The sequence below is a fragment of the Corallococcus praedator genome, from assembly GCF_003612125.1.
GTDB lineage: Bacteria > Myxococcota > Myxococcia > Myxococcales > Myxococcaceae > Corallococcus > Corallococcus praedator.
Genome location: NZ_RAWI01001301.1, coordinates 1 through 405, shown reverse-complemented (window position 1 = coordinate 405; position 405 = coordinate 1). Strand labels below are relative to the sequence as shown.

The following is a 405-nucleotide window of genomic DNA, read 5'->3' as shown; positions in this document are numbered from 1 at the left end:
GCCCAAAGCAATTGCACGCCGCAAAACGAAAAAGGCTGTCGCGAAACGGTTCAAAATAACCGGGACCGGCAAAGTTCTGCGTGCCCATGCGGGTCGACGTCACCTCCTGTCCAGCAAGTCCGCCAAGCGCAAGCGCAAGCTCGCGAAGTCGGCCGTGGTGGATAAGACGGACGAAGCCCGTATCAAGCTGAACCTGCCTTTCGCGTAAAACCCAGCGACTTCGCGGTCTGCCCCGAGCTCGACTCGGGGATACGAAGCAGACGAGGCCCGAAGTCCCAATATTAACAGTCCGCTTCAAGGAGGCTCCGGCCCAAACGCCGGAGTTTTTGATACATGCCAAGAGCAACCAATGCTCCCGCCAGCCGCGAGCGCCGCAAGCGCATCGTGGACGCCTCCAAAGGCTAC

General features: G+C 59.8%; 1 protein-coding gene. It reads left to right on the top strand.

What is annotated here, in order from left to right:
• The coding region (gene rpmI / locus D7Y13_RS44180) for a 50S ribosomal protein L35 (RefSeq protein ID WP_341870487.1) at nucleotides 1–208 on the top strand (208 nt) is incomplete at its 5' end.
• Nucleotides 209–405 lie beyond the last annotated feature (197 nt).